At 60.0% G+C, this 26,701-nt stretch carries 27 protein-coding genes; 8 read left to right on the forward strand and 19 right to left on the reverse strand.

The annotated features are described in order from the left end of the window. Positions 1–179: 179 nt before the first annotated feature. Together FG381_RS03925 and FG381_RS03930 are read left to right on the forward strand one after the other, a co-directional pair. Positions 180–1,241, forward strand: coding sequence for a hypothetical protein (locus tag FG381_RS03925; protein ID WP_139687634.1), 1,062 nt, complete (start codon positions 180–182; stop codon positions 1,239–1,241). A 56-nt stretch (positions 1,242–1,297) separates the two neighbouring features. Next, positions 1,298–1,750 (forward strand): hypothetical protein, encoded by a 453-nt coding sequence (locus FG381_RS03930; RefSeq protein WP_139687635.1) that lies wholly within the window; start codon positions 1,298–1,300, stop codon positions 1,748–1,750. Between the two features lie 99 nt (positions 1,751–1,849). Here the strand turns inward: FG381_RS03930 and FG381_RS03935 are convergent, their stop codons facing one another. The 11 genes from FG381_RS03935 to FG381_RS03985 all read right to left on the reverse strand — a co-directional run bounded on the left by FG381_RS03935 (position 1,850) and on the right by FG381_RS03985 (position 12,050). Next, positions 1,850–2,143: a helix-turn-helix transcriptional regulator gene (locus FG381_RS03935; RefSeq protein WP_139687636.1), complete on the reverse strand. Its 294-nt coding sequence runs from the start codon at positions 2,141–2,143 to the stop codon at positions 1,850–1,852. A gap of 3 nt (positions 2,144–2,146) precedes the next feature. Continuing rightward, positions 2,147–3,313 carry an iron-containing alcohol dehydrogenase gene (locus FG381_RS03940; RefSeq protein WP_139687637.1) on the reverse strand — a complete coding sequence of 389 codons (1,167 nt, stop codon included), beginning with the start codon at positions 3,311–3,313 and terminating at the stop codon, positions 2,147–2,149. Positions 3,314–3,420: 107 nt separating this feature from the next. Next, positions 3,421–4,242 carry a TrmH family RNA methyltransferase gene (locus FG381_RS03945; RefSeq protein ID WP_139687638.1) on the reverse strand — a complete coding sequence of 274 codons (822 nt, stop codon included), beginning with the start codon at positions 4,240–4,242 and terminating at the stop codon, positions 3,421–3,423. Between the two features lie 38 nt (positions 4,243–4,280). Next, positions 4,281–4,955, reverse strand: a complete 675-nt coding sequence (rnhB, locus tag FG381_RS03950; protein WP_139687639.1) for a ribonuclease HII — start codon at positions 4,953–4,955, stop codon at positions 4,281–4,283. A gap of 93 nt (positions 4,956–5,048) precedes the next feature. Beyond that, entirely contained in the window at positions 5,049–6,230 is a 1,182-nt protein-coding gene (gene lpxB / locus FG381_RS03955) for a lipid-A-disaccharide synthase (RefSeq protein WP_139687640.1), read from the reverse strand. A 64-nt stretch (positions 6,231–6,294) separates the two neighbouring features. After that, positions 6,295–7,083 (reverse strand): acyl-ACP--UDP-N-acetylglucosamine O-acyltransferase, encoded by a 789-nt coding sequence (gene lpxA / locus FG381_RS03960; RefSeq protein WP_139687641.1) that lies wholly within the window; start codon positions 7,081–7,083, stop codon positions 6,295–6,297. A 330-nt stretch (positions 7,084–7,413) separates the two neighbouring features. Then, positions 7,414–7,893: a 3-hydroxyacyl-ACP dehydratase FabZ gene (gene fabZ / locus FG381_RS03965; RefSeq protein ID WP_139687642.1), complete on the reverse strand. Its 480-nt coding sequence runs from the start codon at positions 7,891–7,893 to the stop codon at positions 7,414–7,416. A gap of 104 nt (positions 7,894–7,997) precedes the next feature. Further along, a complete protein-coding gene (gene lpxD / locus FG381_RS03970; RefSeq protein ID WP_139687643.1) occupies positions 7,998–9,101 on the reverse strand; it encodes a UDP-3-O-(3-hydroxymyristoyl)glucosamine N-acyltransferase in 1,104 nt (367 codons plus the stop codon). 43 nt (positions 9,102–9,144) lie between these two features. Continuing rightward, positions 9,145–9,678, reverse strand: a complete 534-nt coding sequence (locus FG381_RS03975; RefSeq protein ID WP_139687644.1) for an OmpH family outer membrane protein — start codon at positions 9,676–9,678, stop codon at positions 9,145–9,147. Positions 9,679–9,907: 229 nt separating this feature from the next. After that, positions 9,908–11,182, reverse strand: coding sequence for a M20/M25/M40 family metallo-hydrolase (locus FG381_RS03980; RefSeq protein WP_139687645.1), 1,275 nt, complete (start codon positions 11,180–11,182; stop codon positions 9,908–9,910). Between the two features lie 346 nt (positions 11,183–11,528). After that, on the reverse strand, positions 11,529–12,050 hold the full coding sequence (locus FG381_RS03985; RefSeq protein ID WP_139687646.1) for a hypothetical protein: 522 nt from the start codon (positions 12,048–12,050) through the stop codon (positions 11,529–11,531). Positions 12,051–12,480: 430 nt separating this feature from the next. On the opposite strand from FG381_RS03985, the gene FG381_RS03995 reads away from it, so the two are divergent. Next, positions 12,481–14,298 (forward strand): FAD-dependent oxidoreductase, encoded by a 1,818-nt coding sequence (locus FG381_RS03995; RefSeq protein WP_226960261.1) that lies wholly within the window; start codon positions 12,481–12,483, stop codon positions 14,296–14,298. A gap of 274 nt (positions 14,299–14,572) precedes the next feature. On the opposite strand, the gene FG381_RS04000 is transcribed toward FG381_RS03995, so the two are convergent. Both FG381_RS04000 and FG381_RS12560 read right to left on the reverse strand, forming a co-directional pair. After that, positions 14,573–15,130, reverse strand: coding sequence for a DNA-deoxyinosine glycosylase (locus FG381_RS04000; protein ID WP_139687648.1), 558 nt, complete (start codon positions 15,128–15,130; stop codon positions 14,573–14,575). A gap of 104 nt (positions 15,131–15,234) precedes the next feature. Further along, positions 15,235–15,396 (reverse strand): hypothetical protein, encoded by a 162-nt coding sequence (locus tag FG381_RS12560; RefSeq protein ID WP_165697826.1) that lies wholly within the window; start codon positions 15,394–15,396, stop codon positions 15,235–15,237. 221 nt (positions 15,397–15,617) lie between these two features. On the opposite strand from FG381_RS12560, the gene FG381_RS04005 reads away from it, so the two are divergent. Further along, on the forward strand, positions 15,618–16,562 hold the full coding sequence (locus FG381_RS04005; protein WP_139687649.1) for a DMT family transporter: 945 nt from the start codon (positions 15,618–15,620) through the stop codon (positions 16,560–16,562). Positions 16,563–16,627: 65 nt separating this feature from the next. On the opposite strand, the gene FG381_RS04010 is transcribed toward FG381_RS04005, so the two are convergent. Genes FG381_RS04010 through FG381_RS04025 form a run of 4 tightly spaced genes read right to left on the reverse strand, consistent with a single transcriptional unit; the run spans position 16,628 to position 18,508 of the window. Beyond that, the gene (locus tag FG381_RS04010) at positions 16,628–16,942 is read right to left on the reverse strand and encodes a hypothetical protein (protein ID WP_139687650.1); all 315 of its coding nucleotides are present in this window, start codon (positions 16,940–16,942) and stop codon (positions 16,628–16,630) included. Next, positions 16,942–17,457, reverse strand: coding sequence for a hypothetical protein (locus FG381_RS04015; RefSeq protein ID WP_139687651.1), 516 nt, complete (start codon positions 17,455–17,457; stop codon positions 16,942–16,944). The genes FG381_RS04010 and FG381_RS04015 overlap by 1 nt, the downstream gene beginning before the upstream one ends. After that, positions 17,454–18,008: a hypothetical protein gene (locus FG381_RS04020; RefSeq protein ID WP_174857854.1), complete on the reverse strand. Its 555-nt coding sequence runs from the start codon at positions 18,006–18,008 to the stop codon at positions 17,454–17,456. Before FG381_RS04020 ends, FG381_RS04015 begins: the two co-directional genes overlap by 4 nt. A 14-nt stretch (positions 18,009–18,022) precedes the next feature. Then, on the reverse strand, positions 18,023–18,508 hold the full coding sequence (locus FG381_RS04025; RefSeq protein ID WP_139687652.1) for a hypothetical protein: 486 nt from the start codon (positions 18,506–18,508) through the stop codon (positions 18,023–18,025). 203 nt (positions 18,509–18,711) lie between these two features. Between FG381_RS04025 and FG381_RS04030 the strand changes: the two genes are divergently transcribed. Both FG381_RS04030 and FG381_RS04035 read left to right on the forward strand, forming a co-directional pair. Continuing rightward, complete coding sequence (locus tag FG381_RS04030) at positions 18,712–20,595, forward strand: sensor histidine kinase (protein ID WP_139687653.1); 1,884 nt, start codon at positions 18,712–18,714, stop codon at positions 20,593–20,595. A 17-nt stretch (positions 20,596–20,612) separates the two neighbouring features. Next, on the forward strand, positions 20,613–21,257 hold the full coding sequence (locus FG381_RS04035; protein WP_139687654.1) for a response regulator transcription factor: 645 nt from the start codon (positions 20,613–20,615) through the stop codon (positions 21,255–21,257). Between the two features lie 13 nt (positions 21,258–21,270). Here FG381_RS04035 and FG381_RS04040 read toward each other — a convergent pair whose 3' ends face one another. After that, a complete protein-coding gene (locus FG381_RS04040) occupies positions 21,271–22,884 on the reverse strand; it encodes a carboxylesterase/lipase family protein (RefSeq protein ID WP_139687655.1) in 1,614 nt (537 codons plus the stop codon). A 216-nt stretch (positions 22,885–23,100) separates the two neighbouring features. Here FG381_RS04040 and FG381_RS04045 point away from each other — a divergent pair, with 216 nt between their 5' ends. Both FG381_RS04045 and FG381_RS04050 read left to right on the forward strand, forming a co-directional pair. Further along, positions 23,101–24,585: an FAD-dependent oxidoreductase gene (locus tag FG381_RS04045; protein WP_139687656.1), complete on the forward strand. Its 1,485-nt coding sequence runs from the start codon at positions 23,101–23,103 to the stop codon at positions 24,583–24,585. A 263-nt stretch (positions 24,586–24,848) separates the two neighbouring features. Beyond that, complete coding sequence (locus tag FG381_RS04050) at positions 24,849–25,988, forward strand: ATP-binding protein (RefSeq protein ID WP_139687657.1); 1,140 nt, start codon at positions 24,849–24,851, stop codon at positions 25,986–25,988. An 8-nt stretch (positions 25,989–25,996) separates the two neighbouring features. Here the strand turns inward: FG381_RS04050 and FG381_RS04055 are convergent, their stop codons facing one another. Beyond that, positions 25,997–26,698 (reverse strand): response regulator, encoded by a 702-nt coding sequence (locus tag FG381_RS04055; protein ID WP_139687658.1) that lies wholly within the window; start codon positions 26,696–26,698, stop codon positions 25,997–25,999. Positions 26,699–26,701: the final 3 nt, after the last annotated feature.

The following is a 26,701-nucleotide window of genomic DNA, read 5'->3' on the forward strand; positions in this document are numbered from 1 at the left end:
CGGGTTTATCCTCAATGCGGAAATCTCTGGACTCCGTCCGAATTTCCGGCTGTCCCGAAGAGGAGCCTCTCTTTTTTCGGTTTGCAATGCGTTAGTGTTGACACTTTCCCGGCCTCTGATGCCCGGGAACCCGGAAAAGAATCATCGATCAACTACAAAAAGCCCAAGAGGAGAAGTGCATGACGACCGGCGAACATTCCGAACCCAGCCAGGAGCTTGAGGAATTTCAGTCGTCCATGCCGCAAGCGGCGCTCTTCTCGGACCTCGAGGTCCTGCCCGGCGGCGAAGGCTTTTGCTTCAGCGGCATGCGCATTCTCGGCGCCCTTTCGATGGAGCCGATGCCCTCCGGGGCGCCCCTCTGCTTCATCAACTGCGCGCTCGAAAACGACCGCATGCTTACAGTTGTCCTCGAGAAAAGCGACTGTGAGTCTCCGGATTTTTACCGGCTCGTCAACTCACTCCCCTTTGAATCCGAGGGAGAGAATCCTGATGAGGCCGACCCCGTGGAAGCGCTCGCGCTTCGTGCTGAACGCATTGACCGGCTCGCCGGCTGCCTGAAAGCCGCAGAGTCGCTTTCTCATCGGCTCCCGACTTCTCTCGTCAGAGACACAAACGCTTCTCTTCTCGAAGAAATCCGAACCCTTTGCGCGAATAGCGGCCTCAAGAACCGTCTCTTCGACCTCCCAGTCGCAAGCGTTCCCTACGGTCCGAGATGCATTCCTGCCTCAGGCCTTGGCTCTGATGAGAAGGAAGACATGCGGGAACCCATCCAATTCGTCTCGCCCTGCTTCTCGGGGCTCTCTGAAGGCCGCCCCGTCATGCTCATCCGCACCACAATGAGCGACGAGAGAAAGGTCCTCCTCTGGATACGCGGCGAAGAAGACTTTCCCGTGCTTTCGAGCCGCTTTATGGGCTGGGAAGAGAATGAGCGCGAGGCCTGGTGCTCTCAGATGCGCTCACGGCTTCAAAGCGCGGCCCGATGCCTGCGCAAGCCTCATCATGCGCCGCTTGCGCAGCTTGCCGTCATGCTTTGCGAGCACGCGGAAAGCCTTTTCGACCTGATGCCTGACGAACCCGCCCCGGCTTCTCCCGGCCATCGCCAGATTCTCAGGGGAGAAGCGGCATCCAAAGCCTGGAACACAGCGCTCGAGGGACTCTTCTCACTATTTGCAGCCGTTGACGATACGGTCCGAAACAAACTAAACCTCTTCCAGAGAGAGGCCATCTCTTCTCCTTTCTGAGAAGCGCTCTAAACTCAATCTCCCAAAATGCTTTATTCGAAAAGGGGAGATCCGTTGTGAGACGCGCTTCAACCGTCCTTATCCTGGCGCTCGGCGCCATTCTTGCCGCCGGCGCCGGTGCTTCGCAAGCCTCTGAAGCGAGCGATGCGCTTGCCGACTGTCTCTACAAAAACACGTCCCAGGCCGACCGCAATGCCTTTGTGCAGTGGGCCTTCGTCACCATCGGGAAGGCGGAAACCGCCAAAGCCGTCGCGGAAATCCCGCAGGCAAAGACCCGCCAGGTTGAAAAGAACGCTCAGGCGGTGCTTACCCGCATCGTTCTCAAAAGCTGCTCCAAGCCCGCGATGAACGTGCTCATGACGGACCCGAAGAAGGGGCTTGAGAACACGCTCACGAGCCTAGCCTACAAGCTTGCGGCCGATGAGGTCGCCAAGCGCACGTCGCCCGTTCTCAACCTCACGATCACGGACCTCCTCAATTCGTCCGTCACGAATCTTCTGAAGCGGTGATGCTTCCTCGATAGGGAACTCAGTAAAAAGAAGAGCTCCCCCGGGTGAATCCCTCAGGAAGCTCTTCTTGTTCAGATCTTCAGGCGCCCCAGGCGCGACTCAGGAACCGGCGCCGGGATCTTCCGGCGCCTTATGCGCTTCGTCCCAGGCGGCCTGCATTTCGATCCAGGGTGCCGATCCGGTGCCGAAAATGGTCCCGGCCGTCACCGCCATTTCTCGCGTCATGGGGGCCTTCCCTTCGAGAACCGCGAGGAAGGCGTCCCTTGAGAGACCAAACCAGCCGGCGGCGGCAGAGAGCTCCGTATCCTCCAGAATCTGGGCGAGCACTTCGCCCGGATGCTGGAGCTTCTGAGATTGCCCGCGCCCTTTGGGCGATTTTCCTCGACCGGCCATGCTTTATCGGGCTCCCTCGAGGATGGCTTCAACATCTTCAGCGGCGAGCGGCTTCAGATGCCCCACCGGCCCCTTTCGGCAGCAGTGGCGCGCAATCGCGTCGATCGGGCATTCGGCGGCGCCCAAGGCCGCGAGCGTCGTCGGCATGCGCATGAGCTGGAGCCAGCCGATGAACTTCGCAATGCCGAGCTCAATCGTTGCGCGGTCATCCGCCTGCGGCTCAACGCCCATCACCTTGACGGCGAAGGACACGAAGCGCTCAGGCGCCATCGGCGACACGTAGCGCATCCAGGCCGGGATCACCACTGCAAGACCGCAGCCATGCGTGATGCTTTCGTTCCATCCTGAAATTTCATGCTCGATTGCATGGCAGGCCCAGTCCTCCTCGCGCCCGAGACCAAAGTAGCCGTTGTGGGCAAACGTACCCGCGAGGCCGATCTGACACCAGGAATCGTAGTCGTCGGGCTTTTCAAGCACCTTGGGGCCGAACTCCATAATGGTGCGCAGCGCCGCCTCGGCCTGGCCGTCCGTGTATTCCGTATGCGCGGTGTTGGAGAAATAGCGCTCAAGAATATGCGAGAACATATCGACGACGCCCGCGCCGATCTGAAGGGCGGGAAGCGTCTTGAAGCGATCCGGATTGATGAAGGCGGCGGCCGGACGCAGACACTCTGCGCCAATGCCGGCCTTCGTGCCGTGATGCGTGATCACGCAGCGGATCGACTGTTCCGGGCCTGCAGCGGGAATCGTGAGAACAGCGAGGACGGGCAATGCCTTCTCGGCCGACGCGCGGCCTTCAAAGAGATCCCAGCAGTCGCCCTCATATTCGATGCCGGCAGCAACGGCCTTCGCCGTGTCGATCACGGAGCCGCCGCCCACGGCAACGATTGCGCGGATGCCCTGATCCCTCACCCAGTCGATCGTCTCGCGCACGAATCCCATGCGGGGATTGGGCTGCACGCCGCCCTTTTCGATCACGCAGAAGCCGGCGTCCTCAAGGCTTTTTTCGACGGCGTCGAGAATCCCCGTGCGGCGCGCGGAGCCGCCGCCGAAAAGGACAAGGACCTTTGCTTTTCCGCCGAGTACGGCAAGCGTTTGAGCGCCCACCTGAAGTTCAGCATCGCGGCCGAAAACGAGGCGCGTGGGATTGGAGTAGGAGAAGTTCAGCATAGTGGCCTGCCTTCTTTGTGATGGGGTTAAGCTGCTTCGGGTAAGAAGAGCGGATCCGTCGGAAAAGCGCTTTCTCTTTGATGAACGCTCATTCCTTATCGGGCCGTTTAGGGTTCGACGCCTCTCAGGAGACGGCGTCGACTGGAATCAAATAGACAAACTGCTGCCGCAGCGGCGACATTGAGCGACTCAACGCCCTCGGCTATCGGTATCCAATAGCGCTCGTCCGTGGCGGCAAGCGCTTCATCAGAAAGTCCCGGCCCTTCGGCGCCCATCATCCAGCAGACGGGACCTTGGGCCGTATAGTCGGGCGCGAGAAAAAGATTCTCGCCGCCCCGGGCGTCGGCAGCGAGGAGTCTGCCGGCATAACGTTCGCGAAGCTGCCGCACCGGGCAGCCTTCAATGATCATCACCGAAAAATGCGCGCCCATGCCGGCCCTGAGCACCTTCGGGGTCCAGAGGCATGCGGCGCCCGGGCTCGTGATCACCACGCGCACGCCGGCCGCAGCGGCCGAGCGGATCAAGGTGCCGGCATTGCCTGAATCCTGCACGCCGTCGAGATAAAGCGCATCCTGATGCGTCCATGCTTCATCCGCAGGCGCTTGCGGGATCGCGACTTCGCACATGATCCCGACGCCGTTTTCAACCGGAGAAATGCCGTCGTAGAGCCGGTCGGAAAGCACGTACACCTTCGCGCCCTTCGCGCTCGCGAGCTTGTCTGCAAGACCTGCCGCCTCGTTGGTCGAACGACCGGCCGAAAGAATGACGGCAGAAACCTTCACGTCCGGGTGCTCAAGCACGACCTCTGCGAGATGAATGCCTTCAATGAGAAGCGCCCCCTCGCGGCGCAGAAACCGGGCATCCGCGGCGAGCCGCTTCCAGCGCTTCACGCGCGGATTGGCGTCGCTTTCGATTAAGAGATGAGTCATGCGAAAAATCCTTCCGGCATCAGTTTATTTTGAATAGGCTATTGGGTTTTTGTGCTCTTGGCAATGATGGACTTCACGGGTTCGAAGCTTCTTCTGTGACAGGGAAGTACGCCGTATTTCCCGATCGCCTCGATGTGCGCTTTGGTGCCGTATCCCGCATGCTGCCCGAAACCATATTCCGGATGTTCCCGCCCGATCTGAGCCATCAGGCGGTCTCGCTCCGTTTTGGCAAGAATCGAGGCCGCGGAGATGGCCGGAACGCGAGCGTCCCCCTTTACGATGGTTTCAAAGGGCGCAGGCAGGTGCTTCGGCGCCCGGTTGCCGTCGATGAGGATGAGTTCCGGCTTCCTTGAGAGCGCCGCGAGCGCTCTTTCCATCGCGAGGAACGTTGCTTCGAGAATGTTCACGCTGTCGATTTCCTCGACGGATGCCCAGCCGACGCCCCAGGCGAGCGCGCGCTCGCGAATGAGGGGTGCGAGCGCCTCGCGTTTTTTTGCTGAGAGCTTCTTGGAGTCGTTCAGGCCCTCTATGGGCTTATCCGGATCAAGAATCACGGCAGCCGCGCACACCGGACCCGCCAGGGGACCGCGACCCGCCTCATCCACTCCCGCAGTCAGAAGGGGCAGATGGTCGAAACCCTCGGAAAGAAAAAGACTATCCGCAAACTCCGCTTCATAAAGCGCATCTGCGGTTTTCACTGCTCTCTTTGCCATGTGTCAGGGTACTCCCCGGAAAATTAAAAATGGCGTGTTCGGGCTCATCACCGGAGCCCGACACGCCTCTTTCATAAAAACTGCAGAAACGCTTTACCAGCGGCGAAGCGCGCGCTTTTCAAGCACGTCCGCGACCAGCGCGCTCGTATCGCGCCTGAGGGTCTCATGGAGCTTCGAGAAGCGCTCAACGAGCTCCTTCTTCTTCGCTTCATTTTCAAGCGCATCCTCGAGCGCCCAGGAGATCTGGTCGGCCCGGCAGAAGTACTGAAGGAACTCCGGCACCACGCTCTCGCCCATCAGAATGTTGGGAAGCGACACGTGGCGAATGAGGGCCTTCTTCTGCATGATCATGCCGGTAAGCGCCGGCATGCTGTAGCCCACGACCATCGGCTTCTTGTAGAGCGCGCACTCGAGCGTGGCCGTGCCCGATGCGACGAGAACGGCGTCTGCCGCTTCGATCATGCGGTGGCTTTCGCCGATCCTCACGATCATGCGCTGCGCCAAGCGCGCGTACTGGCCCGCAATGAAGATGATGCGCTCGCGCGCTTCCTCATCCGCTGCCGGGATGAGCACATGCATGTCGCCGTAGCGGTGAAGGAGCTTTTCCACGGCGCCGAAGAAGGCCGGGGCGCATCCCTTCACTTCATCGAGCCTTGAGCCCGGCATGATCGTCACGACGGGAAGCGTGTCTTCCGTGAGGCCATAGTCGCGGCGCGCTCCCATGGTATCGGGCTCCATCGGAATGACGGATGCAAGGGGGTGACCCACATAGGTCGCGTCGATCCCGGCGCGGCGGTAGATCTCTTCCTCAAAGGGGAAGACGAGGAGCATGTGGTCGACCGCACGACGGATCTGGTGAATGCGCTCGGGGCGCCACGCCCAGATCGAGGGGCTCACGTAATGCACGGTCGGAATGCCGCGGCGGCGCAGCTGCTGCTCGATGCCGAGATTGAAGTCCGGCGCATCAACGCCCACGAAGACGCGCGGATTGGAAGCGGCAAACTTCTTGACGAGTTCGGAGCGAAGCCTCAAAAGACGCGGCAGATGCGCAAGAACCTCAACGTAGCCTCTCACGGAGAGTTCGCGGATGTCGTGCCAGGAATGGAACCCGGCAGCCCGCATGCGCGGTCCGCCCACGCCGTATTGAGCGGATCCCTCAAAGCGCTTTTCGACCTCAGGGAGCGCGAGGCTCGCGATGTAGTCGCCGCTCGCTTCTCCGGCAAGCCAGATGATGCCGTTGGTTTCAAGAGTCGGATTCGGACGATGAGTGCCCATGTTCTTGGTCTCCTGCCAGTTTTGTTGTATCGGGGTCGGGGAGAATGCTTTTCGTTTTCAGAAATCAGCGGATGACGCCGCGCGGACTCGTCGTAACGAAGGTGAGGAAGTGATCGATCTCATTGACGGCGCCGGGGAAGTCCGCCTTGAGCGCTTCGATCTTTACGGCCGCTTCCTTCACCGTGAGATTCTCGCGGTAGAAGTGTCCGTAAGCCTTTCTGAGCGCCCGGATCTGCTCATCGGTGAATCCCGCACGCCTCAGGCCCACAATATTGAGGCCCGCGACTCGGCAGGGATTCAGATGAGAAATCACATAGGGCGGCACGTCCTGGAGAACCCCCGAGGCGCCGCCCACCATGGCGTAGGCGCCGACGCGGCAGAACTGGTGCACGGCGGCCTGACCGCCGAGAATGGCGTGATCATCGACGCGCACGTGGCCGCCCAACGCAACATTGTTGGCGAGGATCACGTCGTTGCCGACATGGCAGTCATGCGCCACATGGGCGTTCGCCATGAAAAGGTTGCGGCTTCCGACCGTAGTGAGGCCTTCATCCTGCGTCGTGCCGATCGACATCGTGCAGTTTTCGCGAATCACGTTGTCGTCGCCCACAACGAGACGCGTGTCTTCGCCGCGGTACTTTTTATCCTGCGGGTGGCAGCCGATGCTCGCGCCTGCATAGACCACATTGCGCTCTCCGATCACGGTGCTTCCCTCAACCACGACATGGCTGCGAAGCACTGTACCGGCGCCGATTTTCACTTTGGGTCCGACAAGGCAGAAGGGGCCGATGACGACGTCGTCGGCGATTTCAGCTTCGGGAGCAACGATGGCGCTGGGATGAATCTGTGTCATTTCTGTAGAAGTTCCTTTGGAGCCATGCCGCAATTGTCTCAGCCGGAAATTTGAACGAGCTTAATGCCTGCTCTGCCCGAATCCGCGACAAAAGCGCATGCGCCGATAAGAGGACGGCGCATGAAAGCGCAATCCCCTCCGAGCTTGCCTCAGGGATTTTATACGTCCCGGCGTAAAGCGTTTCAGAAAGGCGGCAAAAGGCGGGGAGTTCGGGCAAAGAAAAGGCGGAAGAGGAATGCGCCTCGGGCGCAGCTTCCCATTCCGCCTTCCATCCGATAGCCGCAGCTTTTCAGAGAAGAGACTGCAGCGCTCAAACGCAGGACTTTGCAGTTATTCCGCCGCCGGCGCCGACTGCTGAGGTGCGGGGCGATAGGCGCACATCATGCTCGCCGAGGCCGCCACCTTGCCGTCCACGCGCGCGACGGCTTCGAAAATGCCCATCCCGAGCTTGGCCTTCAGGAACTTGCCTTCGATCACAAGCTGGTCGCCCGGCTGAACGATGCGCTTGAAGCGGGCATTGTCGATCCCGGCAAAATAAAAGAGGCACTTCTTCGGATCCACATCCTTCGGGAGGCGCGCGAGCGCAATGATGGCGCAGGCCTGAGCCATCGCTTCAATGATGAGAACGCCCGGCATCACCGGAGCCTGAGGGAAGTGTCCGGTGAACTGCGGCTCGTTCATCGTGACGTTCTTGATCGCGACGACGCGGTCGAGTTCATCGGAGAGCTCGACAACGCGGTCAATCAGGAGAAACGGATACCGGTGGGGCAGCTGCTCCATGATGTCCAGAATGTTGAGGCTCTTCGGCATGGCTCTGACTTGTCTCTCAGTTGGGGTTGCTTAAAGGGAAAAGCCGCAGGTTGTTCAAAAATAGGTAAACATCAGCCTGCGGCGGAATGGAATTGTCGCTCGAATCAGCTTTCCTGCGCTTCTTCCTTTCGGATTAGCGCGCGCAGGCTTTCAACTTCCTTTTCAAGGCGCTTCAATTCCCTGCGCATTTCCGGAAGTCGCGCCGTAATCGCCGCCGCCATCGTGAATTCGCGCTTGGTGAGGGCCGGGAAGAACCCGGTGAGCTGCGTGGGTTCCTTCCCCCAACCGGTGATCGCAGTGGCGGGCCCGATGCCGGAGCCGGAAGGAATTTCAATGTGGCCGTTGATCATCGCCGCCCCGCCGATCATGACGTGGTCGCCCACCTTGGTCGAGCCCGCAACGCCCACGCAGGACGCCATCACGCAATGGCGGCCGATGCGGTCGTTGTGGCCGATCTGAATCTGGTTGTCGAGCTTTGTGCCTTCGCCGATCACGGTGTCTTCGAGCGCGCCGCGGTCGACCGTCGTGTTGGCGCCGATCTCAACGTCATTGCCGAGCACCGTGCGTCCGCGCTGCGGGATCTTCACCCATTCGCCGCGGAAGGGCGCAAAGCCGAAGCCGTCGCCGCCCAGCACCGCGCCCGACTGAATGCAGCCGCCGTCGCCCACGACCGTGCCTTCATAAAGCACGGCATTGGGGTAGATGATGGTGTCGGCGCCGACCGAGGCGTTTTCGCCCACGACGACCCCGGACGAAATGAGCGCGCGGGGACCGATCTTCGCGCCCTTTTTGATGACGGCGAACACTTCGACCGTCGCCGTCGGATCAACCTCTGCCCCCTCCTCGACGTAAGCGCGCGGATGGATGCCGGGATTGCGCTTCACGGGGTAGAAGATCTGCGACGCATAGGCAAAGAAGGCATACGGGTCGTCGCAGAGAAGAATCGTGCGGGCGGGCAGCTCCTCACCGAAAATCGCCCTGGCATCCTTTTCGCGAAGCACGAGCGCACCGGCGCGGCTTTCCTTCATCTCTGAAGCATAACGCGGGTCGGTGAGAAAACTGAGGTCCTCTTCGTGCGCATCCCTGGGCGGCATAAAGCGGCCGACCTTCACGTCGGCTCCGGAAATGCGCATGGAAAGGCGGCCCTTCGACAGCGTCCCGACTTTTTCAATCAGTTCGGCGAGGCTGATAGGCTGATTCTGTGACATGACTTGTCCTTAAAGTATTGTGGCGTGCCTGCTCGCCCGGGGCTTATTTCTTGGCCGGCTTTCCGGCAGTAATGTCCCGGTCAAGCGCTTCAATCACGCGGCTGGTGAGATCGACGCGATCGCTCGCATAAAAGAACTCATAGAGCACGAGGTCGAACTTTTCCTTCTTGGCGAGCTCCTGCACCACGCGGCCGGCGCGGTTCTGCAGAAGCAGCACCTCTTCGTTGCGGCGCTGATTGAATTCCTCGCGCGCCTCGCGGCTTCTGCGCGTCACGTCGCGCTCCATTTCGGCAAGCGACCTGCGCTCCTGCACGCGCTCGGTTTCCGTCATCGAGGGCGCATCCTTTTCAAAGCGTTCGAGCCGCGCCTTGAAGCGCCGGCTGATTCCCTCGATTTCCTCCTGCCGGCGCTGTCCCTCGGCATTGAGACGGTCGCTCGCTTCAATGGCCGTTTTGGATTCGCGGAGAATGCGCTCCATGTTGACGACGCCGATCCTGAGGTCGGCAGCCGTTGCGGCGCCGGCCGCAAGGAGCGTGGCAGCTGTCAGTGCAGCAAAGCAGACGCGAAGTGAGCGCATGACGAATCCTTATCTCTCGCAGGGAAATGGTTTGAAGTCCGGCCGCAAAAACGGCTTGCAGCCTGCAAGCGGCGCGGCCGGTTCATGAAAACGGATTTTAGCAACGCTTTCCCTTTCTCCAAAAGAAACGCTCCGAAGCGCCGGAGCGACAAATCGGAGCGTTTCGGGAATGCCTCTCAGGCTTCCCGGGAAAGCGCCCGGAAGGCGCTTTTGCGGGAAATCAACCGGATCAGGCGAGCTTCGGGAGCATGGGAGCGGCTTCGCCGGCAACGCCCACCATCGCGAGCGTCACCAGGGTTGCAAGCTGCGGCCCCTTTTCCATCTCGGTCGAATCGAAGAATTCCTTGAGGCTGTGCTCGTTGTGAGTGACGCCGCCCGTGCCGATGCAGACCGAGGGAACGCCGATCGAAATCGGCTTATTCGCATCGGTCGAGGAGGAGCGGCACTGCTTCACTTCAAGTCCCATCTTCTGCATCGCGCAGAGCGCCGCCTGCACGACGGGAGAGTCGTCAGGCTGCTGACCCGCCGGGCGGTTGCCGATCTGGGTCTTCACGAGACGGAGCTGATGCTCGGCATCGGCCTTGGGCCAGCGGGCGTTTTCAAGCTCAACGCCTTTTTCGAAGGCGGCGAGAACGCGGGCCTCGAGGTCCTCGAGTTCCTTGAGGTCAACGGAGCGCATGTCGACATCCACTTCGCAGCGCGCGGCAATCGTATTGACGGTCGTGCCGCCCTTGATCGTGCCGATCGTGAAGGTGGTCTTCGGATTTTCAGGCGGATCGAAGTCGGCGATGATATTGCCCGCGCGGCACATGGCATGAATGGCGGAAGGCACCTTCGCGTAGTCGATGTAGGAGTGCCCGCCCTGGCCCTCGATCGCAATGCGCCAGCGGTGCGCGCCCGTAGCGCCGTTCTGCACCGTATAGACATCGGCCATGTCGAGCGCCATGAAGCCGTCGATCTTCCTCGAACCGTCAAAGAGCGCCTTGGCGCCGCGGATGTCGCCGTTGCCTTCCTCGCCGACGGTGCCGACAAAGAGAATGTCGCCCGCCGTTTCAATCTTTGCGCCCTCAAGCGCGCGCAGAACCTGAAGCATCGAACGCAGGCCCGAGGCGTTGTCGCCGATGCCGGGACCGCGGTAGATCGGGCCTTCCTTCGTCACCTTGAGATTGGTTCCGGCGGGGAAAACCGTATCAAGGTGCGCAGCGATCGCGAGCACCGGACCATTTTCCTTGCCGGGACGACGGCCGACGACGTTCCCCGAGGGATCCATCACGACGTCCTTCAGACCATAGGCCTTCATGAGCTCCATGATCGCTTCGCCGCGAACCTTTTCCGCAAAGGTCGGGGATTCGATTTCGGAAATGCGGACCTGTTCGGCCATGGCGCGCTCGACCTCTGCAGCGCAGATGTCGAAAGCCGCCTTGACAGCAGGCATCGACGAGAGCTTTTCGATCTGCTCGATCATCTTGGGTTCAAGTTGAGGCACACGATCTTTGGTTGCCATTGGGGCATGCTCCTGAAAAATAAAGTTGGCCGTCCCTGCGCGCAGAGCCTGATTGGCTCCGCAGACAGGATCCGCTTGAATTTGCATTCAGCCGGAGAAGAGCCGACCGGCCGCCTCTCCGGCGCATAGGGATCATAGCGCGCCTAAGGCGTTTTAATTAGATGACGCTTTCACCAAGATCCGGGCTTTGCCATAACGGCGCCGTCTCAATGCATCACCAGTCGAAACGAACCAGGGAAACGACTTCGACTTCATGAACATTCTTCCTGCATCCAGCAGGACGCACGGTTCGTTCGGCGCCAACAGGTCCCGCCCGGCGAAGAACCCGGCACGCTGCAGCCCTGCATCAGCAGATGCGGGATTTGCGCACCGCGCTCCTCAGCTCTTGCTCCGAACCTTCCTCGGGAAGAAAGTACCCGCAGGGATGACCGTCCCAACGGCCTGCGTGCTCATCGAGGTACTTCTGAAGAAGCGCCTTGCGTTCGGTGTAGCTGAGGCTCTCTGATGATTTCCCGGCCATGATGCGGTCGAGATTCACCAGGTATTCATGGCTCGCCCATTCCTCGAAGTCAATCTTGTCCTGGTTCTCGAAAAGGAGCTTGCAGAACTCGAACTGGTCCTCAGGAGCATGAATGAGATCATCCCAGCTCTCAAAGTCGAGGATCCTCGCGATGATGTGCTGCGCCCGCATCAGGGTCGGCGCTTCCTCTCTTTCGCTCCTCCGAATAAGGAGGTTGAGGATGAGCGATTCAATGTCGAAGAAACGCGGTACGTAAACAAAACGCCCTGTTTCCGTATCCAGCTTTCGGGTTTTGAGATCCTGCAGAAGGTTCTTCGCCTGACGCTTGAAGTAATCGATGGGTTGCATGATGCAATGGCTCCTTCCCATGACGGGAGTTCTCACAAAGTGGCTTACGCGTGAAGAAAGGCAGGAGGACTGATGGACAGTCTGATCCTGCTCTCCTTCGTCCTCAAACGCCTGTACCGATCGGACGACGAAAACCGCTTCAATGAAAAATGGAGAAATTGCCGAATGAACGCGAACAGCAGTGCCTTTGCACAGGCGGGCCGGCGCTTCGCTGGGAGCCGATGGTCCATGATTATAGGGAGCATTCCTTCCCGGAGATCAAACGAGCGGGCAACAAGCGGTAATGCCTTTTCATCCGAGCGTGCGCGTTCCTGTTTTTCAGTCGGATTTAAGGGCGATCTGACAATCTTTAGCCTCAAATCATTGCGCCCCGCGCGTGCGTAGAACCCTCCGCGCCCCGCAGATCCCATGAAATTTTCGGAGACCAGAATTGAAAGCAATTTCCTCCAAAGTGCTCCGGCAGACGCTTCTTGCCTCGGCCGTTCTTTCCTCTTTCACCCTTGCGGATCTCGCGCTCGCGGCTGAAATGACCCCGATGAAGCCGGGCGTATACACGCAGAAGGTCGTTGCCCATAATGGCTTCATGGAGGTTGAGGTCAAGCTTTCCGCCGATCGCATTGAAGCGGTGAAGGTTGTGAAGAGCGATGAAACGCCCTACATCGTCGACGAACCGATGAAGCAGGTGATCAGCAAGGTCATCAAGGACCAGACGCTGCGCGTTGATACCGTCTCGGGCGCCACCCGCTCGACGGGCGCGCTCCTGCGCGCCATTGGCGAAGCGGTTGAAGCCGCGGGGGGCGTCAGCTCCGAATGGACGCCCGATCCCGTCGTCATTGATCCGGCGAAGCTTCCGCTCGCCGACGCTCCCAAGGCCGATGTCGTCGTGATCGGCGCAGGCGCCTCGGGTCTTGCTGCGGCAGCGGCCGCCGCTGAAGCGGGCGCAAAGGTTGTGGTGCTTGAAAAGGCGCCTGAGGCTGGCGGCTCCCTCGCGCTTTCGAACGGCGTTCTCGCTGCGGCCGGCACGGACATTCAGAAAGCTTCCGGCACCCCGGCTGATCCTGCCGGTCTCGCGAAGCTCTGGCTTGAGGATCAGAAGCGCTCTGTGAGAGGCGGCGTTCCGGGCTATCCGGACAAGGCTCGTGTTGAAGCGCTCGTGAAGCAGAGCGCCGACACGGTCGCGTGGCTCACGAAAAACGTCGGCCTCAAGTTCTCCGCCAACCCGGTCGCCGCGGACGGCATCGGCGCCTATGCGCTCATGCCGGCAGTCTCCGAAGCAGGCAAGCCCGCAGGTGCCGCGCAGGCGGAAGCCCTTCTCAGCTACGTCGAAAAGAAGGGCGGCAAGGTGCTCACCTCCACCTCCGCATGGAAGCTCATCACGGATAAGGACGGCTCCATCGCCGGCGTTTCCGCCGCCGACGGCAAGAACCGCTTTGAATTCCACGCCCGCGCCGTCGTTCTCGCAACGGGCGGCTTCGGTGCAGACCTTCTGAAGATCACGCAGCGCCAGCCCCGCTGGGCCGCCTTCACGGAAATTTCCAAAGCCGCGAAGACGGATACCGGCGACGGTCTGGCCCTCGCTGAATCCGTTGGCGCCCGCGAAGTCAACGACAGCTGGCTGATCGGCGTCGGCATTGCGCCTGCCTATGCCCCGATGACGCCTGCCATGCTCGGCCCCCGCGGCTGGAAGGGCATTACGCTCATCAACGAAAAGGGCGAACGCTTTGTGAAGGAAGACCTGCCGGTTCTGGCTGACGCCGTGTCCGAACAGCGCGACGCCTGGCTCGTTCTCGACAGCACGGAGCACGACAAGGCCAATCGCCTCATGGCCTACTTCGGCTATGAAACGGTCGTGAACGCCAACAACTGGGAAGAACTCGCCCGCCGCATCGGAGCGCCTCAGGACAAGCTCCGCGCGACGATGGACAAGTACAACGCCGACGCGAAGCTCGGCAAAGACAGCGTCATGGGTCGCGATCCCGAGAACTTTGCCCCGCTCACGAAGGCCCCCTTCTACGCAGTCAAGGTGAAGCCCGTGATCGGCGGCACCATGGGCGGCGTTCTCACCGACCGTTCGTGGCGCGTGCTGAATGCGAAGAAAACTCCGGTCAAGGGCCTCTGGGCCACGGGCGAAATGGCCAACCGCGCCTTCTACAACCGCGTCTATGAACCGGGCACCGGCCTTCTCATTGCCTATGAATCCGGCCGCGAGGCCGGCGCTGCAGCGGCCAAGGAAGCGCTGAAGAAATAATCCTCCGGCTTGAAGCTGGCGGAAGCTTTCTCAGACGGGTGCGGGATTCGATCTCGCGCCCGTTTTCGTTTCTGCGAGCTCGTCAGAAGCTTTTTTCCACAGCCTGACGGCGACTTATGCACAAAGTTATTCACTGAAAGTTGTCCTCAATTTTCTTCACATTCTGGGTGGAGAAAACTGTGGATAAGTTCTTCTTTCCTTGTGCCTCAGCGAAACATTGATTGCCTATTTTTTAGGCAATACAGATCAACCCTGTGCATAATCTTCCCAGACCTCAAGGATCTGAGGACAACTCAGGGAGAATGGCCTCGCCCCAGATGCGGACGAGATCCTCAAGTCGCCAGCGTGCATTGGCAGGACTTGTTGAAGGCATTTTGAGCGCCCTGATCGACGTGCTCTGCGCCTCATCGATCTGAGGCAGAGCGAAAGTCCTCCACATCTTTTCGCTCAGACTGCCGTTGAGGCAGACGAGTCTGATGCCGGAATGGGCGGCAAGAAATGCGCCGATCGGATTGACTTCGGGTCTCAGAATGGCTGAATCGAGGCTTCCGGTACGCTCGCAGCTTCCGATGGTGTCCCAGAGGGCAATGCGATTTTTCTTCAGCGCCTCAATCCGTTTTTCATACAAAGTCTCTGGATCAAATCCCAGGAGCGCGCCCATTACGGGCCAGAAGCGGTTTCTCGGGTGCGCATAGTAGGCGCCTGCTTTAAGCGACGCTTCGCTCGGCATGCTGCCGAGGATGAGGATTTGCGCATCCGCTTCGGCTGCCGGAGGAAATCCGTGAAGCCTCACGTCCTCTTCCGGGTCAGACTCCCTGAGGGAAGGCGCCATCTTGAAAGCCTCTCAAACGCAAAAACGAATCCCGGCAAGTCTCTCCGACTCCCGGGACGGATTGTTGAAGGAATTTAAATCTCCGGACCGCAGCTGCTGATGCTTCAGGGAAGGAGCATGTTGGTGCCCACCTCGCAGACGCCGCCGATGCACCAGCCCATGCCCATCAGAACTACGGCCAGCAGAATCAGGAACAGCACGAAGAGAATGAGGGTTCCCCACGGTCTCGGCCCATGGCCGCCTGTGTTCGACGCGTTCGTTGTCATGATGAAATCCCCCTCGCTATGAGTACCGGGCAATCCGGATGAAATACGGAATCAACTTTCATCTCTTTCTATCTATGTTTTAACACAAATTAACGAGACGTGACAAAACTTTTCCACGATCCTGGATAACCATGTGCGAAAAACGCACCATAAGCGCAAAGACAGGGCGATATCATGGCAGATTCTCTCTTTCCGCCCACTCTTTTTTCAACTGTTTTCCCATGAAAAAAGCGTTCCTTGAACTCCATCTCTCCGTCCTCCTTGCCGGCTGGACAGGCATTTTCGGGAAGCTCATTTCGCTTTCGCCCGGCCTCATCGTCTTCTGGCGCATTGTGATTGCGGGCGCGCTCCTCTGGGGCTGGCTCGCCTTCCGGAAGAAAATGGAATTCGTCCCGACGAAGGACCGCATCGGCATTGCGCTCGTGGGGGCGCTTCTCATGCTGCAGTGGACGCTTTTCTACGCATCGATCAAGGCTTCGAACGTCTCGATCGCGATCGTCGCCTTTGCGTCGATCGGGTTCTTCACCGCCATCATTGAGCCCATTCTCACGCGCTCGAGAATATCCTTGAAGGAAATCGCCTTCTCGGTCGTGACGCTCGTCGGCATCTCCTTCATCTTCCACTTCGACACCCAGTACCGGCTCGGCATTATCCTCGGCATCATTTCGGCCGCGGCCGCCGCAGCGCTTGCCGTCTTCTTCAGAAAGTACAAGGCGAAGTACCGTGCAGACACCGTCATGAGCTGGCAGCTCGCCGGGGGCTTTGCCGCCTGCCTCATTCTCATGCCCTTCTACCGCCATTTCGGTCCCGCGGAGAATTTCCTTCCCTCCGGGATCGACTGGCTCTACCTCTCGATCTTCGCCTCCTTCTGCACGCTCGGAATGTATCTGCTGCAGATTCAGGCGCTCGAAAAGATTTCCGCCTTCACGGTGAATCTGACCTACAACCTTGAGCCCGTCTATTCGATCATCCTCGCGATGATCATCTTCCAGGAAGGGAGAGACCTCGGTCCCTCCTTCTATTTCGGGCTCTTCTGCATCGGGCTCTCGGTGCTCCTTCAGACGATGTCCGTCGTGAGGCTTCAGAAAAAAGTTGCACGTCTCGAGAGCGACCGCACGGCTACAGGAGCATCAGAAGCGGAGCGCCCGCGCGAAATGAAGCTGTGATCGATCTCCCGAACGCCCTAAAAGAATATAGGCCTCAATGAGTATTGCGCCATTGAGGTCTTTTTTCATTCCCCGCCCGTGGAGCGGTTCCAGTTGTGGATGAAACGTTTTGCCGTGCCTAATGCGAACCCGAGCTGGTAGAAGCTTCTTCCCATGGAAGCAATGATGCCTTCCACGTCGACGATCGGGAGCTTGTCGAGGATGTAGCCCTCGAGCTCATCGCGAAGCACGTCCTGGGGCGAGCGGTTTCTCATCTCCGCCACCGCCCGGAGCGTCCTCATGGCTTCGGGCGAGAGTCCGCGGAAAATGCGCGCGAGCGCCTCTTCCTTCAAGCGCGCTTCAATCTGAGCCTGCGCTTCGTTTCTGAGCTCTCCTGCCATCAGGCCTCCTCTTCGACGAGTGCGCCCGCAAAAAGGTTGGCCCAGCGCGCGGCAAGAATCACTGCGGGCTCAATTTCCGCTGCGCTCGATGCGGGGTACCCGGCTTCAAGCGCCGCAGTGAGAATGTCTTCGCCCTCGCGCACGAAAAGCCTCCCGGCCTCGGCGATCACCTCTTCGTCCGTCATCGTGGGAAGAACGGAAATCTGCCGGCCGAAGATGCGCATGAGTTCCTCGGCAAGTCCTTCCGGATGCCAGGGGTCGACGATGTCGAAATGACGGCTTCTTCCGGAAAAGACGGCCCCGAGCCAGAGAACGAGCTTTTCATTCGCGGCATTCAATTCGTCGCCCGACATTTCGCCCGCGCGCACGGCGGCGAGGCGCTTCGCGAGATTTCTCAGCGCCTGACGGAAGATGCCGTCGACGATGTCGATCGCTCCGAGGCTCGGAAGCTGCTCCGAGCGGGAGGAAAAATCGCTGCAGCAGCCTCGTCCCGGGCGGCAGGTACCGCACTTCATCGCGCTTCTCCTTCGTCCGTCTTTGAGGGGGCTTCGCCGAGCGAGTCGCCCAGGAACCTTTCCGCCCAGACGGCCGCCACGCGGTCGATGCGGATCTTGAGCGACTCGACCGAAAGGTCGTCGCCTTCTTTGGCGGCGCTTCTGATCATGGAATAGATTTCCCTGAGGAATACTCTCGCTGCATGCACCATGAGCGCGCGGGGGTTCCCTGCATCGGTTCCTTCCGGAAGGTCGCGGAAAAGCGCGGGGAGGTTTCTCTTGATTTCATCGACGAGCTCAGGTCCGGGCTTCGGTCCGCAGCCCTTGAGATCGAGACGAATTTTTTCGTGCTCATCCATCAGGATCTGCGCGAGCGTGCGCACGGTCGCGTCGTCCAGTTCCGACGCCTCCTCGGGCTTCAGCTTCCCGCTTCTCACATCGAGAACGTGCTCAAGAACGCCCGTCACGATGCCCGCAAGAAACGTTCTGAATTCCTCCGCGCCGATGGCGGCCTTTTCCCCTTTGAGCTGCGAACGGGCCTGAGCCGCCACCGCATTGGCATTTCCTGACATAACTATTTTTTCCTTTAGCCGAGTATCCGTTTTGCCCAGCCGAGCATCCAGTCGTGGATGACGGAGGAAGCGAGAAATTCATGAAGCGCCTCCTCATTCATCGCGCCGCCCCTCAGTTCCAGCCAGGCATCGGCCCTGACGAGAAGCTCCTCGAAGAAGGCGTTGACGGCAAGCGTCACAACTGCGGCGTCATCCTCGAATATTGCCCGATCCTCGGGCTCCATGGCGTTGAGGCGCTTCGCGAGAAAGGGCTTCAGGCGCTTCGCGGCGCCCGCAATCGTAAATCCGGCAGGAAGCTCCACGATTCCGCTCTGTTCCTCAAAGAGCGCGGCAAGTCCGAAAACGATCTGCGCCACGCGTTCTTCCGTATCTGCGGACCGGGAGAAATAGATCGCATGAAGAAAGTCGGAGGCGGCGCAGCTGAAGAGTTCAGCGGCTGCCGTTGAATCGGAAAGGCTCGGGCGCACCTGCAGCGCGCCCTCTGAAAGTTGTTCGGTCATCGGGAATCGTACCGGTAGAGAAAGAGGGTCATGACCCGCGGCAGCCTAGCGCCTGCGGGATCTTTCACGCATTATAGGTAGGGAAGCCCCCAGCAAATCCGTGGTCAGAGCGAAAAGGCCCGTCCTCAGCCGAAACCGGCCTCCCGATGCCTCAAGTCGGCTATTCTTAATAGAGTTCTCCCGCCCGCTCTCCCTAATGCCCGATGCGTCATCGCCTCCCTCACCTCATCTTCACGGCAGCGGTCATTGCGCTTGCCGGCATTGCGCATGCCGAACCGCGGGAAAGCGTCCATTTCGGCCTTCTCAACATTGAGCAGGAAGCAACGTACGGCGACCGGCGCGACAACGTGCAGGTGAGGACGGTCGACTATCTCCGGGAAGCCTGCCCAGGAATCGACTTCTCTGTTGAGGTCTACGACATTCTCGGCCTTCAGGCTGCCGTGAAGGAGGGGCGCGTCGACGCCTTCCTCTCGAGTTCCGGATTCTTTGTCGAGCTTTGGCACCAGGGCGTCAAGGACCTCGCGACGCTCGTTTCAAACGACTTTCCCGATCCCAACCGCTGCGTAGGCGGAAGCTTCATCGTCCGCGCCGAAGAACCTGAAATCCTCACGCTCGACGATCTTCAGGGAAGAGTCGCCGCTGCGCCCAACCCGCAGAACTTCATGGCCTACCAGATCGGCATGGCCGAAATCGCCCGCCGCGGCTACGATCCCGGCCGATTCTTTTCGCGCATCGACTTCACCGGCAACAAACTCCCTGAAGTGCTTCGGCGCGTGGCCTCGGGCGAAGCCGACGTCGGACTCGTGCGCGCCTGCATTCTCGAAAGCCTTCTGAAGAGGATGCCGGAACTTCGGGGCCGCCTCAGGGTGGTTGAACCCGTGAAGGATGCCCCGATCAGCTGTGCGGTTTCGACGCCGCTCTATCCGGGCTGGACGGTTGCCGCCACGACGTCGCTGAAGCCCGCGTCGGCCGAAGCCATTGCCCGTGCGCTCCTCACCCAGCCGCCTTCGGATGAGGGCGGCTACCGGTGGTCCGTTGCCACAGACTTCAAGTCCGTAAACGACGTTTTCCGGCTCCTGAAAACAGGCCCATACGCTTATCTCGACCAATGGACGCTCACGGGGTTCTTCATTCATTACTGGCCCTGGTTTGCGCTCGCGCTGACGGCTCTCTTTTTCTGGATCCTCCACTGGTTGAGCGTCGAAAGGCTAGTCAAAAAGCGCACCGAAGAGCTTCAGGCGGCGCTCGGGCGCGAAGCGCTTCTCCACAGGAAGGCGCTCGGCGCTGCTGAGCAATCCGAGAAGCTTCTGCAGCTCGGCGTCGTCAATGAACTCTCCTGCATCTACGCGCACGAGATGGCGCAGCCCCTCACAAGTATTGGATACCTTGCCAAAACGCTCCGGACCCTCTCAGCGAAGGAAACGCTCAACCGCGACCTCATCCGGCGGTGCTCTGAAAAGATCACGGAGGATCTCGCGCTCGCTCAGGCAATTCTTTCGCGCGTGAGGCGCTACGCCAAATCACCGGTCCGCCGCAATGCGGATGTCGACCTCTCAGGACTTCTCAACGATGTTGCTGATTCCGTAAAGCGCCTCAATCCGGGGACCGAACTTCTGCTTGAAGCGGCTCCCGGCGTCGCCGTCCGGGGCGATGCGCTCGAACTCTCCATTCTCATTCTGAATCTCCTCAAAAACGCCGCTTCCGCGGCGCTCGACCACCAGGTCTCAGTTGCTCTGAAAGCCGACGGCGACTATGCGCAGATTGAGGTCAGAAATCTTGGGAAAAGCATTAAAGGGTCGCCCTTCGCCGACCGCGTCCTCATCCGCAAGGCAGAATCCTGCCTGAAAGCTGCTACCGGGAAGGAAAGTCCGGAAGAGCCACAAACCGACGGCCTCGGGCTCGGACTTCTGATCGTACAGTCGATCGTGCATGCGCACGGCGGCGTCTTCTCGTGGGAGAGCTTAAAGACTGAAGCTTCTGACGATGAACCTGAAGGCGCGAGCTTCATCGTCATGCGCGTAAAGCTCCCCGTGAACGGTCCCGAGGCGGGCTCCTCTTCCGCCCCTTCTCCTTCAACCCATTCTTAACGAGGCTTTAAAACGCGATGCTCCCCGAAAACATCGAAGACCTCCAGAAAGAGTCCCTGATCCGCATTGTCGACGACGACGCGGAAATCCGCGAAACGCTCTCTCTCATGCTCGAGATTGAAGGCTGGCGGACGCATGCCTATCCGGGTGCGGAAGCATTTCTCGTGGACGACCAGCCTTCGATGCCGGGAGTCCTGCTCCTTGACATCGAAATGGGCGGCATGAACGGGCTCGACCTGCAGATTGAAATGATGGAACGAGGCTACTCGCTTCCCATCATCTTCATTACCGGACACGCGAGCGTCGACGCGGCCGTCGACGCCATGCGGCGCGGAGCGAAGGATTTTCTGCAGAAGCCCGTGGATCCCGACCGGCTCCTCTCGTCCCTCACCGCAGCCGCGAGGGAAAGCGTGCTCGAGGCGTCGCACGCGCTCGGGACCGATGAAATCCGGAAGGCGCTTTCGGAGCTCACCGACCGGCAAAAGGAAGTGCTCCTCCATCTACTCGACGAGGAGCACGTGAGAAAGATTGCCGAGCGGCTTCAGATCAGCCTCAGAACGGTTCAGGGACACCGCGTGACGATCTACCGGAAATTCGGCATTCACAGCTTCCGGCAACTCAAGGACCTGCGAGGCGACATTCGCGCGATCCTTGAGGCCTGACGGGTTTTCCGGTTCAACGGACTGGCGGGAGCGGCATGACGCTTCTCTCGAAAGCCCACGGATCCGACGCCTCCCTGGATGCTTCGGCAAAACGCATGACCCTTCGCTCATGGAAGTCGAAGCGCGTCCAGCCCGGATTCCCGGTCTTTGCGAACTTTACCCACGCGCCGTGGATGAAGTCGGAGAGCGCCTCCGGGGGATTGCTGCCCAGCGACTGAACCGAGCGCGGCGCGTGAAGGGTCTTAAAGACAAAGGGCACGTCGTTCGAGTGCGCCGCACCGATCGGCTCGCCCGTCTTTCCCTTGACAGGGCTCTTCCAGTCAAAGCTGTAGGTCCACACGACGGCGCCGCCCGCAGCCAGGGCTTCGGTGAGTCGGAGCGCAGGCATGCGGAAGATGAGGTCGCTTTGGATTTGTGCGAAGCGGTCGCCGGGCTTTTCGCCCCTTCCGGCATCTTTATAGAGGCGGCTCAGCTCCTTCGGGAGATTGGCCCCTTCGAGAAGCCTTTCGACCGCCTTTTCGTCTACTTTTGAAATCTGCCCGTTCGGGACAATGTAGTAGCGCCATTCGGAAGCCATCGAGCCCGCGATGACGTGCAGTCCCTCTGCGGCCCCGCGCCGGAGCGCCTCAATCGGGCGCATCGGCATCTGGTCGCCGTCAATCCAGCCCTTGAAGAGCGAGGTGTTCCCGTCCGTCATCTGCGCCCATTCGCGGTCGACCGCAAGCTTTCCGGCAAGGGGCCCGAAGGCGGCGAGGTCTTCGAACGGAACCTTCATCATCGACTCGCGCGTGGGTTCTGCACCGACGGCATCCGCGACGAGCTTCGCCGCGCGGTCGGCCTGACGGTCGTTCGTCCACTGCGCAATCGCGGAGGGGCTCTGAATGATGGCGCCCGCGAGAAGGCCCTTCGCGAGGGGCGACGCAATGACGTCCACGAGGTGCGTGCCGCCCGCAGACTGCCCGAAAGCGATGATTCTCGCGGGGTCGCCGCCGAAAGCGCTGATGTTCTTCTTCACCCATTCGAGTCCCGCGATGATGTCGCGGTTCCCGAGGTTCGAGTCGCCGCCCTCGAGTTTGAGGAAGCCGTCCACGTTGACGCGGTAGGCAATCGTCACGAGCACGACGCCGTCTTCCGCAAAGGCCGTCCCGTCAAAGCGCGGATCGTTGGGATTGCAGCGGATCGACCCGCCTCCGGGCACCCAGACCATTACGGGATGGTTTTCTCCGTCCTTCGGCGCCCAGATGTTGAGCGTAAGGGGGCCGTCGCCTCCGATCATCTTCGGGCCTTTGCCTGGAGTACCCGGCTGCAGCGGAATGGAGCCCGGGCGAAAGCAGTCCGTGATGCCGGGAAGCTTTTCCATAGGCTCGGGCTTCAGGAACCGGCGCACGGGTTCATAGGGATTTTTGATGAAGGGAATGCCGCGGTAGACCCGGACGGCTGGCGACTCCTGCGGGATGTAGCCGCGGAAAGTTCCGGCGGGAGCTGCGGCGAGGCTTGACATCGAAGCACCTTCCGGGAGTTCTGCGGGCGCACCTTCTTCAATCCTCGCTGCGCAACCGGCGAGCCCGCCCATCGAGACGGCAGCGGCGCTCAGCGCGGCGCTTTGAATCAAATTTCTTCTTTGCATCGTTCTCCTCCTTTCGGCGTATCGGCTTCTTTCCCTGGGTCAGGCGGTACGGAAGCTTTTTTTTCGGTGGATCCATCCTACGAAGAGCGGCGAATCCATGCGCCTCAGAATGAAGGAATTTTGAGATCGATAAACATGCGCGCGCATGTTGGGGAAGCATCATTCAATCCATCAGAAAAAAATCCTGAAAACTAGACCAAAAGAAGGAGAAGAAAGATGACCACGAATTTCAATCGCAGGAGCATTCTTCGCATGGCAGGTGCCGGTACGGCGCTCGCCGCCGCTGCGGGTTTTGCCCGTGCGGAATCGTCCGACGGCGTCAAGTGGGATGAGACCCACGAAGTCGTCGTGATCGGCTCGGGCGGCGCCGGCATGGCCGCTGCCGTCAAGGCCGCGCAGACGGGCGCGAAGGACATCGTCGTTTTTGAAAAGCTCGCCTTCACGGGCGGCAACACCCTGATCGCCCAGGGCTTCATGAATGCCGCCGACCCGGTGCGCCAGCCGCGCCAGGGCATCAAGGATTCTCCCGAAAACCACATGAAGCAGACGCTCGCTGCGGGCGACTTCCGCGGCGACCCTGAACGCGTGCGCGTCCTTTGCGAAAACGCCTACGGCGCCGTCACCTGGCTCGAAAGCCTCGGGATGAAGTTCAAGGACAACGTCATTCAGATCTTCGGCGCCCTTTATCCGCGCTCCCACATCCCCGCGCTCCCGAAGGGGCAGGGCTACGGCACCGTTCTCTCGAAGGCCGCGAAGGACCTCGGCATCAAGGTCGAGACGGGCGTTGCAATGACGGAAGTTATCCGCGAAAAGGCCTTCGAAGGCCCCGTTCTCGGCGTGAAGATCATCCGCAAGGGCAAGCCCGTCTACGTCCGCGCCTCCCGTGCGGTCGTCCTCGCCGCGGGCGGGTTCTCCGGCAACAAGTACCTGCGCGAACTCCATGATCCGCGCGTGAAGGGCCTCGGCACCGACAACCTCCCGGGCTCGACGGGCGAAGTCGCCATGGCTGCCGTCCGCGTGGGCGGGTATTTGGTCGGCATGGACTTCATCCAGTCCACCCCGGGCGCTCCCGCCGGCAAGAAGATGAAGCTCCTTCTCAACTTCAATGTGAACGGCTCCATCTACGTCGACAAGCGCGGCAACCGCATCGTGAATGAAGGCGCCCGCCGCGACGTGATCCGCGACGCCGTCCTCGGCACGCCGGAACGCTATGCCTATACGGTCTGCGACAACGAAAACTTCATGAGCTACGACGAAGTCAACCGCAAGGCCATTCATGAAGGCATCAAGATCAACGAAGCCTGGACGGCTCCGACGATCCGCGAACTCGCCGAAAAGATGGGCGTCGATCCGGCCGGGCTCGAAAAGACGATCAACCGCTACAACAATGAATTCGTGAAGAACGGCGTTGATCCCGACTTCGGCAAGACCGCCGTCAACCTCACGAAGCGCATCGACAAGGGTCCCTTCTGGGCGTGCTACACCGGCATGACCGTGCACCACACCATGGGCGGCCTCAACACGAACACGAAGGCTCAGGTTCTCGACTGGCAGGGGAACGCCATTCCGCGCCTCTACGCAGCAGGCGAAATCACGGGCGGCATCCACGGCACGAACCGCGTGGGCGGCAACGCCGTTCTCGACTGCTTCGTCTTCGGCCAGATCGCCGGCGAAAACGCCGCACGCGAGAGAATCGCCTGATATCAACCGTCTCTCCCCTTCGGGCCGCGGATGCCGGCACAAAATGCCCTTGTCCGCGGCCTGAAGTCTCATTGGTTCTCCGGGATTTTCTACGGAGAGAAAAAGAGCGCTTGCCGCATCAAACCGGCGAAGCGCTCTTCTCATTTTCCCGGGAGAGAATCCGTTCCTAGCGCAAAACTTCTACTATTTGGGATTATGATCCCAAAAAAGTTAGACATTTTGGGATTACAATCCCAAAAAAGAAGACTTTTCAGGTGAATCCCATGCCCGCATTGTTCGATTGGCCGTATATCCCGCGCGAACTCGAGGCGCCGCTCAGCGCTCCGGGTCCTGCCGGCAGAGCCGAAGTCATCATCGGACCCAGACAGGTCGGCAAAAGCACGATGCTTCAAAAGCTGGTTGAAGGCCGACGCCACATCATCCTCACCGGAGAAGACGAGGACGATCTCGCCATACTTTCAGATCCCAAGTCCTATTTGAAGCTCACAGAGGAGTATCCGTACCTTATCATCGATGAGGCTCAGTTCATTCCCGGCATCGGCCGCGTCATCAAGCGCATCGTAGACAACAATCGGTCGGGAAGCAGAATATTCGTTACCGGTTCAAGCTCGCTCGATCTTGCCGGCGGCCTCAAGGAATCGGCTGCCGGCCGATTCAACAGCTACGAGCTGTGGCCTTTCTCGCTCAGGGAGCTCGCACGCCGCACGTCCTGGATCGAAGTGAAGCGCAGCATGAATGAACGCCTCATCTACGGATCCATGCCCGCCGTCGTGAATGATCCGCGACATGCCGAGGAATATCTTCTCGACATCTCTGACGCCGTGCTCTACAAGGACATCTTCAAACTTGCCGAAATGCGGCGACCGACTGAACTTACGAAGCTCGTGAAGTATCTGGCGTACAACATCGGCTCGGAAGTTAAGTATGGAACGATGGCGAGCGAACTTGGAATTCAAAACAAAACCATTGAACGCTACATTGATCTCCTCGAGGCCTGCTGCATTCTTCGGGTCGTCCCCTCTCTCTCCCGAAATCCTCAGTCGGAAATCAAGCTCGGCAAAAAGATCTACTTCTACGACAACGGCATCCGCAACGCACTTATCCGGAATTTCTCGCCTCTGCCCGCGCGCACGGATTCCGGCGCGCTCTGGGAAAATTTATTCTTCACGGAGCGCCTCAAGCTTCATGCCGTCCGACGCGACGGAACGGAAATTTTCTTCTGGCGCACGCGCGCTCAGCACGAAGTGGATTTTCTGGAAGTGCAGAACGGAAAAGTTGCCGCGTTCGAGTGCAAAAGCAGCCCCAAGACCAAAACGACTTCCATTCGCGCATTTGAGCGAGCGTACCCGGATACGCCGGTCACCATCGCCACGCCCGGCAACGTGGATGAACTTTTTGATTGAAATCGTCCTCAAAGCGCCAGCCGGCAGCCGACGCCCGCTTCCGTGAGAAGCCACTTCGGCCTCGCGGGATCGGCTTCGAGCTTGCTTCGGAGCCTTCCCATGTAGATTCGCAGATAGTGCGGCCGATCCACATAAGCGGGGCCCCAGACGCGCGAGAGGAGCTGGCGCTGCGTGAGCACCTTGCCGCGAGATTCGATAAGGGTCTGGAGAAGCCGGTACTCGAGCTTCGTCAAGTGCACTTCCTCGCCCGAGCGCGTCACGACGCGCGCCGCAAGATCGACCTTCACGTCGCCGATATCAACAACCGTGCTCGGATTCCCGGGTTGAACGAGCGCCTGACGGCGAAGCTGCGCACGAACGCGGGCCGTAAGCTCTCCCATGCCGAAGGGCTTCACAAGATAGTCGTCCGCCCCGAGGTCGAGCGCCTGAATCTTCTGCTTCTCATCGGTTCTTGCGGAAAGAACGATCATCGGGAGCGCGGTCTTCGCGCGGACGGCGCCGATCAGGTCAAGGCCGTCCCCGTCCGGGAGACCGAGATCAACGATGAGGATGTCGGGCTGCCGGGTAAAGGCCGCGGCAAGTCCGCCCTTCATCGTGCCCTCGATGAAGGTGGTGAAGCCTTCATCCTGAAGCGCAGCCGCAATGAATCGGGCAATCGTCGATTCATCCTCAATGATTAAAACGCGCGGAGATGAAATTTCTGCACTCATCGT

Source organism: Sutterella faecalis (assembly GCF_006337085.1).
Classification (GTDB): domain Bacteria; phylum Pseudomonadota; class Gammaproteobacteria; order Burkholderiales; family Burkholderiaceae_F; genus Sutterella; species Sutterella faecalis.

What these genes read in the sequence shown, in the direction of transcription:
- FG381_RS03945 (WP_139687638.1), bottom strand. Translation starts at nt 4,242, where the DNA reads ATGACTCATCTCTTAATCGAAAGCGACGCCAATCCGCGCGTGAAGCGC.
- FG381_RS04005 (WP_139687649.1), top strand. Translation starts at nt 15,618, where the DNA reads ATGAAAAAAGCGTTCCTTGAACTCCATCTCTCCGTCCTCCTTGCCGGC.
- rnhB (WP_139687639.1), bottom strand. Translation starts at nt 4,955, where the DNA reads ATGGCAAAGAGAGCAGTGAAAACCGCAGATGCGCTTTATGAAGCGGAG.
- lpxB (WP_139687640.1), bottom strand. Translation starts at nt 6,230, where the DNA reads ATGGGCACTCATCGTCCGAATCCGACTCTTGAAACCAACGGCATCATC.
- FG381_RS04010 (WP_139687650.1), bottom strand. Translation starts at nt 16,942, where the DNA reads ATGGCAGGAGAGCTCAGAAACGAAGCGCAGGCTCAGATTGAAGCGCGC.
- lpxA (WP_139687641.1), bottom strand. Translation starts at nt 7,083, where the DNA reads ATGACACAGATTCATCCCAGCGCCATCGTTGCTCCCGAAGCTGAAATC.
- FG381_RS04050 (WP_139687657.1), top strand. Translation starts at nt 24,849, where the DNA reads ATGCCCGCATTGTTCGATTGGCCGTATATCCCGCGCGAACTCGAGGCG.
- FG381_RS04040 (WP_139687655.1), bottom strand. Translation starts at nt 22,884, where the DNA reads ATGCAAAGAAGAAATTTGATTCAAAGCGCCGCGCTGAGCGCCGCTGCC.
- FG381_RS04020 (WP_174857854.1), bottom strand. Translation starts at nt 18,008, where the DNA reads ATGTCAGGAAATGCCAATGCGGTGGCGGCTCAGGCCCGTTCGCAGCTC.
- FG381_RS03925 (WP_139687634.1), top strand. Translation starts at nt 180, where the DNA reads ATGACGACCGGCGAACATTCCGAACCCAGCCAGGAGCTTGAGGAATTT.
- FG381_RS04000 (WP_139687648.1), bottom strand. Translation starts at nt 15,130, where the DNA reads ATGGCGCCTTCCCTCAGGGAGTCTGACCCGGAAGAGGACGTGAGGCTT.
- lpxD (WP_139687643.1), bottom strand. Translation starts at nt 9,101, where the DNA reads ATGTCACAGAATCAGCCTATCAGCCTCGCCGAACTGATTGAAAAAGTC.
- FG381_RS04030 (WP_139687653.1), top strand. Translation starts at nt 18,712, where the DNA reads ATGCGTCATCGCCTCCCTCACCTCATCTTCACGGCAGCGGTCATTGCG.
- FG381_RS04055 (WP_139687658.1), bottom strand. Translation starts at nt 26,698, where the DNA reads ATGAGTGCAGAAATTTCATCTCCGCGCGTTTTAATCATTGAGGATGAA.
- fabZ (WP_139687642.1), bottom strand. Translation starts at nt 7,893, where the DNA reads ATGCCGAAGAGCCTCAACATTCTGGACATCATGGAGCAGCTGCCCCAC.
- FG381_RS03980 (WP_139687645.1), bottom strand. Translation starts at nt 11,182, where the DNA reads ATGGCAACCAAAGATCGTGTGCCTCAACTTGAACCCAAGATGATCGAG.
- FG381_RS04015 (WP_139687651.1), bottom strand. Translation starts at nt 17,457, where the DNA reads ATGAAGTGCGGTACCTGCCGCCCGGGACGAGGCTGCTGCAGCGATTTT.
- FG381_RS03975 (WP_139687644.1), bottom strand. Translation starts at nt 9,678, where the DNA reads ATGCGCTCACTTCGCGTCTGCTTTGCTGCACTGACAGCTGCCACGCTC.
- FG381_RS03985 (WP_139687646.1), bottom strand. Translation starts at nt 12,050, where the DNA reads ATGCAACCCATCGATTACTTCAAGCGTCAGGCGAAGAACCTTCTGCAG.
- FG381_RS04045 (WP_139687656.1), top strand. Translation starts at nt 23,101, where the DNA reads ATGACCACGAATTTCAATCGCAGGAGCATTCTTCGCATGGCAGGTGCC.
- FG381_RS12560 (WP_165697826.1), bottom strand. Translation starts at nt 15,396, where the DNA reads ATGACAACGAACGCGTCGAACACAGGCGGCCATGGGCCGAGACCGTGG.
- FG381_RS04025 (WP_139687652.1), bottom strand. Translation starts at nt 18,508, where the DNA reads ATGACCGAACAACTTTCAGAGGGCGCGCTGCAGGTGCGCCCGAGCCTT.
- FG381_RS03935 (WP_139687636.1), bottom strand. Translation starts at nt 2,143, where the DNA reads ATGGCCGGTCGAGGAAAATCGCCCAAAGGGCGCGGGCAATCTCAGAAG.
- FG381_RS03940 (WP_139687637.1), bottom strand. Translation starts at nt 3,313, where the DNA reads ATGCTGAACTTCTCCTACTCCAATCCCACGCGCCTCGTTTTCGGCCGC.
- FG381_RS04035 (WP_139687654.1), top strand. Translation starts at nt 20,613, where the DNA reads ATGCTCCCCGAAAACATCGAAGACCTCCAGAAAGAGTCCCTGATCCGC.